At 68.3% G+C, this 695-nt stretch carries 1 pseudogene; it reads left to right on the plus strand.

The annotated features are described in order from the left end of the window. Positions 1-695: pseudogene (locus tag EN935_RS38915) on the plus strand (DNA polymerase Y family protein); the annotation flags it as partial.

Below are 695 nucleotides of genomic sequence, written 5' to 3' on the forward strand. Positions count from 1 at the left end.
CCGCGCCTTCCCGTCGCGCCGCTTTCGGTCGAACGCCACCTTGCCGAACCCGTCACCTTGACCGAGGACATCGAACGGCTGGTGGGCATGCTGGCGGCGACTTTGAAGACCGATCTCGAGCGCCGCGGCGAGGGCGCCAGGACGCTGGCGCTGCTGCTCTTCCGCGTCGACGGCGCTGTCAGCCGCATCGCCATCGGCACCTCGCGGCCGATGCGCGAACCCCGGCTGATCCAGCGCTTGTTCCATGAGCGGCTGGCCGCACTCGAACAGGATATCGATGCCGGCTATGGCTTCGATCTGGTGCGGCTTTCGGTGCTGACATCAGCCGCCTTCGACATGCAGCAGGCTGATCTGACTGGTGAAACGATCGATGACGGCGCCGATATCGCGCTGTTTGCCGACCGCATCCGCGCCCGGCTCGGGGAGGGCGCGGTGCTGCAACCGGTCATGGTCGAAAGCCATCTGCCGGAGCGCGCCGTCGCCATGATCCCGTTCACCGAGGCGCCGCGCCGGATCACGCCGCCGAAGAAGCCGGACAGGCTGCAGGCGCCAAAAACCATCTTCCCGCCGGAACGGCCGATCCGGCTGTTCCGCTCGCCCGAACCCATCGATGTGCCGGCCACCGAAATGCCCGAAGGGCCGCCGCTGAACTTCCGCTGGCGGCGCGCGCTCTACCGGGTCACGCGGGCCGAAGG

This window comes from Mesorhizobium sp. M7D.F.Ca.US.004.03.1.1, from assembly GCF_003998635.1.
In the GTDB taxonomy this organism is placed as follows: domain Bacteria; phylum Pseudomonadota; class Alphaproteobacteria; order Rhizobiales; family Rhizobiaceae; genus Mesorhizobium; species Mesorhizobium loti.